Annotated in this window: 10 protein-coding genes; 5 read left to right on the top strand and 5 right to left on the bottom strand. The window is 40.0% G+C overall.

Features of this window, described 5'->3' with window-relative positions:
- The 5 genes from Q4443_RS07890 to Q4443_RS07870 form a co-directional block, all read left to right on the top strand.
- On the top strand, nucleotides 1–2273 hold a 2273-nt coding region (locus Q4443_RS07890), incomplete at its 5' end, for a DUF2971 domain-containing protein (RefSeq protein WP_368506373.1).
- A gap of 155 nt (nucleotides 2274–2428) precedes the next feature.
- Entirely contained in the window at nucleotides 2429–2755 is a 327-nt protein-coding gene (locus Q4443_RS07885; protein WP_000273860.1) for a PadR family transcriptional regulator, read from the top strand.
- Entirely contained in the window at nucleotides 2742–3335 is a 594-nt protein-coding gene (locus Q4443_RS07880) for a DUF1700 domain-containing protein (protein ID WP_000198645.1), read from the top strand. Before Q4443_RS07885 ends, Q4443_RS07880 begins: the two co-directional genes overlap by 14 nt.
- Nucleotides 3328–4257 (top strand): DUF4097 family beta strand repeat-containing protein, encoded by a 930-nt coding sequence (locus tag Q4443_RS07875; RefSeq protein ID WP_303408232.1) that lies wholly within the window; start codon nucleotides 3328–3330, stop codon nucleotides 4255–4257. The genes Q4443_RS07880 and Q4443_RS07875 overlap by 8 nt, the downstream gene beginning before the upstream one ends.
- Nucleotides 4258–4319: 62 nt before the next feature.
- Complete coding sequence (locus Q4443_RS07870; RefSeq protein ID WP_000191328.1) at nucleotides 4320–5282, top strand: DUF6574 domain-containing protein; 963 nt, start codon at nucleotides 4320–4322, stop codon at nucleotides 5280–5282.
- A gap of 62 nt (nucleotides 5283–5344) precedes the next feature.
- On the opposite strand, the gene Q4443_RS07865 is transcribed toward Q4443_RS07870, so the two are convergent.
- The 5 genes from Q4443_RS07865 to Q4443_RS07845 all read right to left on the bottom strand — a co-directional run bounded on the left by Q4443_RS07865 (nucleotide 5345) and on the right by Q4443_RS07845 (nucleotide 10145).
- Nucleotides 5345–6205 (bottom strand): DUF4299 family protein, encoded by an 861-nt coding sequence (locus tag Q4443_RS07865; RefSeq protein ID WP_303408231.1) that lies wholly within the window; start codon nucleotides 6203–6205, stop codon nucleotides 5345–5347.
- Between the two features lie 122 nt (nucleotides 6206–6327).
- Nucleotides 6328–7314, bottom strand: coding sequence for a rhodanese-related sulfurtransferase (locus Q4443_RS07860; RefSeq protein ID WP_049479846.1), 987 nt, complete (start codon nucleotides 7312–7314; stop codon nucleotides 6328–6330).
- Between the two features lie 131 nt (nucleotides 7315–7445).
- A complete protein-coding gene (locus Q4443_RS07855) occupies nucleotides 7446–7742 on the bottom strand; it encodes a bacteriocin immunity protein (protein ID WP_049479845.1) in 297 nt (98 codons plus the stop codon).
- Between the two features lie 68 nt (nucleotides 7743–7810).
- Nucleotides 7811–8500 (bottom strand): CPBP family intramembrane glutamic endopeptidase, encoded by a 690-nt coding sequence (locus Q4443_RS07850; protein ID WP_125328328.1) that lies wholly within the window; start codon nucleotides 8498–8500, stop codon nucleotides 7811–7813.
- Between the two features lie 160 nt (nucleotides 8501–8660).
- Nucleotides 8661–10145 (bottom strand): ABC transporter substrate-binding protein, encoded by a 1485-nt coding sequence (locus Q4443_RS07845; RefSeq protein WP_000800393.1) that lies wholly within the window; start codon nucleotides 10143–10145, stop codon nucleotides 8661–8663.
- Between the last annotated feature and the right edge of the window lie 71 nt (nucleotides 10146–10216).

Below are 10216 nucleotides of genomic sequence, written 5' to 3'. Positions count from 1 at the left end.
AGGAACTAGAGACTACTGCTAAAAAATTAGAGAATTTGCAGCAAAAATTCCAGGATTCGCATGATATAGCAGAAGCACTTGCCATGATTTTGCTCAATTTATCAACCGAGCAGACTGTGTTGAAGGAACTAGAGACTACTGCTAAAAAACTAGAGAAATTGCAGCAAAAATTCCAAGATTCGCATGATATAGCTTTGCAGTATGCTCGGATTTTGGTTAATTTATCAACCAAGCAGACTGTGTTGAAGGAACGGATGACTACTGCTAAAAAACTAGAGAAATTGCAGCAAAAATTCCAGGATTCGCATGATATAGCAGAAGCATTTGCCAGGATTTTGTTCAATTTATCAACCAAGCAGACTGTGTTGAAGGAACGGATGACTACTGCTAAAAAACTAGAAAAATTGCAGCAAAAATTCCAGGATTCGCATGATATAGCTTTGCCGTATGCCATGATTTTGTTTAATCTATCAGCAGAGCAGACTGTGTTGAAGAAACTAAAGACTACTGCTAAAAAAATAGAGAAACTGCAGCAAAAATTCCAGGATTCGCATGATATAGCTTTGCCGTATGCTCGGTTTTTGGTTAATTTATCAGCGGAGCAGACTGTGTTGAAGGAACTAGAGACTAATGCTAAAAAACTAGAGAATTTGCAGCAAAAATTCCAGGATTCGCATGATATAGCAGAGGCATTTGCCAGGATTTTGTTCATTTTATCAACCAAGCAGACTGTGTTAAAGGAACTAGAGACTAATGCTAAAAAATTAGAGAAACTGCAGCAACAATTCCCTGAATCGCCTGATATTGCTTTGCAGTATGCCATGATTTTGTTCAATTTATCAACCGAGCAGACTGAGCTGAATAAACTCGAAGCTACTGCTAAGAAATTACAGGAATTGCATGAACATGAACACTTCCAAGAATCTGAAGAAATCGCTTTTATATACGGTATGCTCTTAGCAATTTTATTTAATCATCAAACAGAGTTGAGTGAACGTCAGCAAACCACAAAAATAATTAAAACACTCTATAAACAATTCTCCAAATTTATGATACAAAATTTTGATGATCTATTTTTTAGTAATGAGAATGTTTGTGACAGCGAGGAGTACATGCTATTCAACTTTATCCTAAGAGAAGGTCTTTTAAATAATACTAAATATGCTATTTTACAAACATGGGTAAAGCGTTATAAAGAGGACTCGAGTGAACTAAGGAACTTGCTATCAATTTATCAACTTGTCCAAAAAATTAAGTATCAGTTGGGACTAAAAGACGAAGATAAAAATCAGGTGCTTAAATTCGGCCATTACACCAAGGGAAGCACTCTCCAAATTATGTTAGATCAAGAGGAGAATGAAAAGAAGAAAAGTACTTTTTCGGTAGCTGGGAAAACTCGTTTGTATAATGCTAATTATATGAATGATCCTGAAGAAGGAATCGTCATAGAACAGATATTGGGCTTAGATAGACGAGATATTTTGGAACCAAGCTCATGGTTTTTAATGAGTTTTACAAACAAAACGGATGATCTGGCCATGTGGTCCCAGTATGGTGATGATGCCAAAGGTGTTTGTCTAGTACTTCGTGAAGATGATTTTTCTAGATTTACTTCCTTCAATGATGTTTCTTGGCGTCAAGAAAAAAACTTTTTAGAATTCTCTGATAAGATGTATTTACTGAAATCTGAATTAAATAGTGGTTTTGAAAAATCTATCTTTCGGAGTGAAAGTGAAAATTCAGTCGATACTGTTAATGATGAAGGAACTGAACCGAATTCTGTAAAAAAAGATAGTGATTCAAAAGGGAATAGTGATTATCTCTACCGAATTGCCTATGTTAAAAATATAGGTGAAGATATAGAACTTGAACAAACCGAACTATTTGAGGAATCGGAAATAGAAGAATTAGAAAAATTGTTGAATAGTTTAAAAGAAAAACTAGATAGTGGTTCAAAAGTTAGGAAGAAGAACTATCAAGATGCTATTGCTGAGTGTATAGAAGAAATTCGCTACTTATTTAAATCTGTTGATTACAAATATGAAAACGAACTTCGTATCTTACGCTATGCGAACCTAAATCCTAGCAATAAGGAAATCAAAATTGACAAAACTTCTGGGGTAGGTAAACTTTATGTAGAACGAAAAAATTCAATTCAAATCGGTGAAGTTATTTTCGGACCTAAGTTTCCAAATCCTGAATATGTAACTCCTTTACTAAAACTATTGGATGAAAATATTGATTATAAAAAATCTACGATAAAATTCAGATAAAGACTGACAACATCCTCTAAACTCCTAATTTTTACTAGGAGTTTTTTATATATAAAATTTTTACACATATTTCTTGACAGGGCTTTCAACTTGAGATACAATATATTTGAAAAGAGTATATATAAAATTTTTATATAATATAAAGGAGGTTTCCCATGTACTTCCCAACATCCTCTGCCTTGATCGAGTTTCTCATCTTGGCTGTACTGGAGCAGGGGGATTCTTATGGTTATGAGATTAGTCAAACCATTAAGCTCATCGCCAATATCAAAGAATCTACGCTCTATCCCATTCTCAAAAAATTGGAAGCCAGTGGCTTTCTGACCACCTACTCTAGAGAGTTTCAGGGGCGTATGCGCAAATACTACTCCTTGACCAATCGGGGCGTAGAGCAGCTCGTTACTCTAAAGGAAGAGTGGACGCTCTATACCGACACCGTCAACGGCATCATAGAAGGGAGTATCCGCCATGACAAGAACTGACTATCTGACTCAGTTAGAAACCTATCTCCATAAACTGCCTGAAGCTGACCGCATCGAAGCTATGGACTACTTTAAGGAACTATTTGACGATGCAGGTCCAGAGGGCGAAGAGGAACTCATTGCCAGTCTGGGAACTCCAAAAGAAGCTGCCCATGATATCCTCTCTGATCTTCTCGATAAAAAAGTCAATGAAGCCCCTGCTCAAAAGAATGACCGTCAACTGCTACACATTGCCCTCCTGGCCCTGCTAGTAGCTCCTATCGGAATTCCGGTCGGGATCGGCATCCTCATGGCCATCATCGGTATTATTATCGCAGCCGTCTCCGTCATTTTAGCCTTCTTTACCGTCTCTGTGACGGGTATCCTGCTAGGTGGACTCTTTATCGTAGAGAGCTTTAGCGTCCTAGTCGAAGCCAAATCTGCCTTTATCTTGATTTTTGGGGCCGGTTTGCTTTCTATCGGTGCTTCTTCTCTTGTTCTACTGGGTATCTCCTATGTAGCTCGTTTCTTTGGCCTCCTAATCGTCCGCTTGGCACAATGGATTCTTAAAAAAGGAAAGAGAGGTGACAGACATGCGTAAATTGACAAAAGGATTTCTCATCTTTGGTGTGGTTTCTACAATCCTCGGTTTTATCATGATCATTGTAGGCGCGCAGTCCAATGGTATTCAAAGTTTACTTGCCATGTCAAAAGACCCCGTCTATGACAATCGTATCGAAGAAGTGACCTTTGGAAATGAAGTGGAAAAGCTTGATTTGACCCTTGAGGAACATAGCCTAACCATCACAGAGTCTGTAGATGACAAGATTCACATCACCTATCATCCTTCCGTGTCTGGTCGTCACGATCTGACTACTGGCATGAGTGACAAAACACTAAGCGTCACTGACAAACAAGCCTCCCAACATCGCTTTCTCGGTTCAGGAATCGAAGGCCTACTTCGTATCGCCAGCAACTATTCTAATCGTTTTGACGAAGTCGTTCTCTCCCTCCCTAAAGGAAGAAAGCTGCAAGCTATCACCGTCTCAGCCAATCGTGGACAAACCAATATTCGTCAAGCCAATCTTGAAAATGCAACAATCAAAGCAAAAGGCTATCTCTTAAGAATAACAGAAAGCTCTATCAAGAATAGTACACTAACGACACCTCATATCATCAATATCTTTGATACCGAATTGACAGATAGCCAGGTCAAGACGGAAAGGGAACACATCTATGCTGAGAATATCAAGGTCCACGGCAAGGTTGAGCTAGAGGCCCATTCCACTCTAAACCTCATTCTCTCCCAGAAAGAGACTGACCGTATCAATCTAGATCTTTCTTCTCAGCATGGTGGTATCTATCATAAACCCAAAGAAGAACATCGTGGACAAAAAGAGAATGAACTTGCCAACCCATACAAGACAGACAAAGCAGATGTCAAGGACCTGCTCATTGCAAAAGCCAACCAGGATATCTACCTACCTAAAGAAGAGTACTCTTCTCCATCTAGAAACCATTGACAAAAACGCTTTCATCTGCTAATCTAAAAATAGAAAACGACCATAAAAAAGGAGGTTCCACCATGACACAAGAATGGTTTGAAAGTGCCGATCTTGAGAAGAAATCACCTCAGACAAAATCAGAAATCCAGCCCAACGAGCCTGAGACTTCAGAAACTGTGGAGACCGAACTACAAGTAAGCCAAGAAACTCCTATCTCACCTAAAGAGTCGGAAACGCATGAGGAGGAAGCTCCCGAAACGATAGAAGAAGCCCAAACCGAGGAAGAGGGAGAAGGGAAAGCTGAAGAGGAGCACAAGCAAGAAAACCCTGCAAAAGAGAAAAGTAACCTCAGCAAGGCTTTAGATAGTCCCTATATCCCAGACATTGACCCTCGTAAAACTGCCCGGTTCAAAGAAGAAATCGCACTATTTTGGACTTGGTTGCTGGACGCTATCCAAGAACCAACTGCCAGCAAGAATACGGACCAAAAGCATCGTTACAGTGTCTTTGGCCTGCTCACTTTACTATCCTCGATTAGCCTTTTCTTTAGTATCTATCATATCAAGCACCTCTACTACGGCTATATGGCCTCTATTGCCAATAGTTTACCTAACCAGCTCCCTCCTTTAGATCTCTTTGCTGGGCTTTCTATCTTGGTCGCTAGCGCTCTATTTTACTTTTCTATCATTTTGGGAGGCTTTACTGTCCGACGTGTGCTGGACCAGGAGAGCGACTTCACATTCCAAGAAGCTTGCGATCGTTACAGCCGGCTCTTTGCTATACCACTTGTCCTAACAGCTCTAGCAAGTTTCTTTGCACTTTTTGGTGGCTTACGATTTGCTGGCATCCTCACTCTTCTAAGCATGACCATCTTTGCCCTTGGAAATCTCTTTGTGATTAGCAAGCCAAGTAAGACCAGTAGCCTTGACCCATTTTATCGTTTCTTACTAGCTGTCTTACTTGATGCTGCTATTCTCTTACCCTTCTTCATTGCAGAGTTGGCGCTAACAGTGGACTACCTTCGCATCCTGACCTTCTTTTAACCAAAATCCCTGCCATTTGTTAATGACAGGGATTTTTATTCTTACTCTTTTTTGGACAAGGTCTACTCGATGCTTGCCAATCCTTCAAAATCTTTTCCCAAAATGGCTTGTACTTCTAATTGATTGGCATCTAATTGCCGGTAAAATGCTTTTGGTAGTGACTCTAGGAATTTTGCATAATCCAAGCGAGCGATGGCTTCATAGTCTTCTGCTTTTGAGCCATCACCAGAAATCGCCACTAGGTCAATCTCCCAAACAAGTTCCTTGCCTGCTAGCTGCTCCGTATAAGGAGCTGGTATAAAGGGTTCCTTTGGCAAAATCGTCTTGACTCCCTGGGCTAGGTGATAGATACCGTGTACCTTGCCTTGGGCGTCTGGGTAAAATTTCACACTGGCAAGGTAGGCATCAGAGCCTTGAACCTTCTTGACCAGCTCTTCAAAACGTGCCAGTCCATCCTCAGCCAAAAAGCTCTCTAGGTATTCCTTGTTGAGATAGATAGGGGACAAGATTCCTTGGCAATATACTAAACGAACCGCCTTATCCGCTAGATAATTCTGAACTGTTTCTCTGAAATAAGCTTCAAATTCAAACCCTTCTAGCCCTTCTACCACTTGCCCCAACTTGCTCGATAGGGCTTGGAGGAGAGCTTCTACAATCTCCCAGTCCGCTCTGGTAAGGAAGTCTGGAATCACCACTTGATAGCCTTTTCGGCTATCCGCATAGTTCACTTTGAAGAGAAATTGCGACTGACCTACAATCCCACACTCCATGTACTCGAGACGGTTAAGAGGCTGACGGAGATAGACCGCATCATAACTGTGTGACTCCAAGCCCTCCACCAAGGCCAAGATAGACTTGGCAGTCAAGACCTCCTGTTGTCCTAGAATGCTTTCTTTATTTGGGATAAAAAATGTTTTCGCCATAACTGGCCTCCTTTGAAATCGTTTACACATAGTATACCCTATTCCCCTGAAAGATACAGAAACAAATTTTAGATTTTTAGATAAAAAGCATAGAAAAACAGCCCCTGAGGAGCTGTTTGATGTTATACAGTAGCGACTTGATCTAAGCTTTCACCGATAGCTGCTAGGCGCTCGATCACTTCTGCCTGTGTCAATTCATTTTCTGAAACATAGCGGTTGCGTGGGTGAACACGACACTCGTGTGAGCATCCACGAAGGTACTTGTCTTCATTTTCTTCTGATGTTAGGATACGACGGTTACAGAAGGGATTGCCACAATTGACATAGCGTTCACATGGTGTTCCATCAAACCAGTCTTTCCCTACGATGGTTGGGTTGACATGGTTGACATCAACGGCGATACGCTCGTCAAAGACGTACATTTTCCCATCCCAAAGCTCACCTTGAACTTCTGGGTCTTTACCGTAAGTTGCGATTCCTCCGTGCAATTGGCCGACATCTTTGTAGCCTTCACGAACCATCCAGCCTGAGAATTTTTCACAGCGAACGCCACCTGTACAATAAACCACGACACGCTTGTCCATGAATTTTTCCTTGTTGTCACGGACCCACTGTGGTAACTCACGGAAGTTGCGGATGTCTGGACGGATAGCCCCACGGAAATGTCCTAGGTCATACTCATAATCGTTACGTGTATCAAGAACTACTGTATCTTCGTCAAGAAGGGCTTCTTTGAACTCTTTTGGAGACAAGTAAGCACCTGTTGTCTCAAGTGGGTTGATGTCGTTGTCAAAATCGTTGTCTTCCAAACCAAGGTGGACAATTTCTTTCTTGTAGCGAACAAACATCTTCTTGAAGGCTTGTTCACTTTCTTCGTCAATCTTGAACCAGAGCTCTTCCATGCCTGGGAGGCTGTGAACGTAGTCCATGTATTTTTGAGTTGTTTCGTAGTCACCTGAAACAGTCCCGTTAATTCCCTCGTCAGCGACTAGGATACGGCCTTTGAGACCGATTGATTTACAGAAAGCCAAGTGGTCTGCAGCAAATTGCTCTGCGTTTTCAATTGGAGTATAAAGGTAGTAAAGTAAGACACGAATATCTTTTGCCATAAGATTTGTTCTCTTTTCTATTCTTAAATTTTCAGAATTTTTCATTCAACTATACTAGTATACCCACTTGGGAAAACGAATGCAATTTATTTGACCGGAAATTGTAGAAAGAGTCCTACCCCTGCACTTCATCAGTAACCATACCGAATTGCAGATAATTCTCTCAATTTTTTGATATGCCTAGCTTGATTTTCTGACAAACCCAGCTTATTGTCAATCAACACACGTGAGATGTCAACGTTCATTTGGCTTAGAATAAATGGAGTAGAGGTTCCATCGTCCTTTAATCGTTTTTTATAAATCACTAACTGATTTTTCAGAGGAGCAAGTTGAGGCGCAGTCTTTATATCTTCCAATAGATGATCAATGATGGTCATCGCTTCACAACGCCTTTCTCTCCCTCCAGCAAACCATTTTAATGGTGTCATACTCATTTTCCTCCTGAAATTCGCTTATAAATTGAAACACTATAATTCCTAACTCTCATGCTAATATTTTACCCAAACACCCTATGTAAAAAAGTCAGCAAAAATGGCAAGGTCGCTACAATATTATTGATCACATGCACTGCATAGGAAGGATAAATGCTCTTGGTATAGCGGGTCAAACCAGCAAAGATGATTCCAGATGTTGTAAAAACGAAAATATCTAACAGACTAGGCAGACTTGAAAAATGAGGAAGAGCAAACAAAATGGAAGGAAGAAGCAAATCAAGACCAAATCTCGAATGTTTAAAGAAAGCATGTTGCAACAAACCCCTATAGATCAATTCTTCCATCAGTGGAACCAGAAAGAACAGGGCTATATAGATACTTAGCTCTGCAAAGTTAGTCCCACTATAACCAATCAATACAGCCCAACCTTCCGCAGTTGACTGGACATGTTTAGCTGTCTGAACGTTAAAAGAGATCTGGAGCACTACCACTAATACTGTCAAAATCGAATACCAAAGCCATTTTGCTCTTGGAATGCGAAAAAGATAGCCGTACCCTGTCTTAACCAGAATCCAAATCAGGACTCCGATAAATAGCAAACTCAAGATATTTTGAATCCAGAAGAAATTGCCAATCTGGGAAGAAAATTGCCAATAGTTTTGGACAATAAGCGTCAGCTGGGAAAGGCCAAATACGAAAAATAGGTAAGAGAAGACAGCACTCATTTTGAAAAGAAGACGATATTTTTTCATAATAAATCCTCTATAGATGTATGTGTATCACATCGCATAAACCCTCAGAACCACTCTTTTCATTTTTACATCCTAAAAATCACTACCTCCCCTAGAGAACTAAGGAAGGCAGTGATCACATTTTTAGGAATTAGGAATGAATACACGAAATCAATCGATCTTATGATTTTTTGTTTTTCAAGAATTCGTCGTATTGTTTTTGCATTTCGTTCAATACTTTTTCGTAGGCACCTTCAGATTTCAATTTTTCCATCAATTCTGGAATAGCTTTATCTGGGTCTACAGTACCAGTGTTGATAGCTGTATCGAATTGTTGCATTGTGTTAGAAATGGCTGAGATTTCAGATTTCACATTGTCAGTGTTAAAGATGAATCCAAGTGCTGGAGATTCTTTAGCTTCTGCCAATTGTTTCTTAGAATCTTCGATTTGTTGATCTGTAACGTTTTCGTTGATGTAAAGAATCCAGTTGTTACCAGTGTTCCATCCACCCATGTGAGTATTTCCTTTGTAGCCATCAAGGACGCGTACACGGTTTTCTTTACCTTCAATTTTTTCCCAGTTCTTGCCTTCTGGACCGTAAACAAGACCGTTCAAGAGTTCTGGGTTCGTGTTCAAGAGGTTCAACACTTCCATTGATTTTTCTTTGTTCTTAGAGTTGTTTGAGATAACAAAGTTGGCAACTTGTGTTGTTTGGTTTTTCTTGATAAAGTTAGTGATTGGTTTGATTTGGATGTCTTTGTTAGCAACGCGTGAGAGCAAGCTGTTACCGTAGTCAGCTGGTCCTACTGTTTCTTCACGAACGAACCAAGTATCTTGTTGAAGGTCAAATGAAGTGTCGCTTGTTGCTACGTCTTTTGGAATGTATCCTTCTTCATAGAATTTGTGAAGAGTCTTCAAGTGTTCTTTGAAACGAGGTACTTCGTAACGGTTTACGATCTTAGTAGTGTCTCCTTCAAGGTCGATAACAAATGGAAGTCCGTTTGGTACTGGGTAGTCAAAGTTATCAGATGGGATAAAGTTCTTCGTAACCGCAAATGGTACTACATCTGGAGCTTTTTCTTTGATTTGTTTCAAGACTGGCTCAAGTGTTTCGTATGAAGTGACACCTGAAATATCGATACCGTATTTAGCAAGAAGAGTTCCGTTGAAGGCAAAGTTTTGAGATGATGCAACGTTAGCTGCAACTGGTACTGCATAGATCTTACCGTTTACAGTGTTCCCTTTGATGTAAGCTGGGTCAAGTGCTTTGTAAAGCTCTGCTCCTTCTTTTTTATACAATTCTGTCAAGTCAGCATAAGCACCTTTTTGAGCATTTACGACATAGTTAGATGCAAATGCGATATCATAGTTTTCACCAGATGATGTGATAACAGACATTTTCTTATCATAGTCACCCCATCCAAGGTATTGGATATCCAATTTAGCACCGACTTTTTCTTCGATGATTTTGTTTGCATTTTCTAGCAATTCATCCAAGTTGTCTGGTTTGTCACCGATTTGGTACATTTTGATTACAGGTTTTTCACCTGAAGCAGTATCAGCAGCTTTTTTGTTATTACCTGTAAGGTTTCCACAAGCAGCAAGACCAGCAGCCAAAGCGACTACGCTAGCAGATGCAAAAGCATATTTTTTCCAGTTTTTCATGATAAAAACTCCTTTTTTTATTTTTAAACTTATAAACGATTTAATGATTTGTAACTTCAGTCACTAAGATG

Source organism: Streptococcus sp. GP0011 (assembly GCF_030546305.1).
Lineage (GTDB): Bacteria > Bacillota > Bacilli > Lactobacillales > Streptococcaceae > Streptococcus.
The sequence above is the reverse complement of the archived record's forward strand: the minus strand, read 5'-3'. Positions and strand labels throughout refer to the sequence as shown.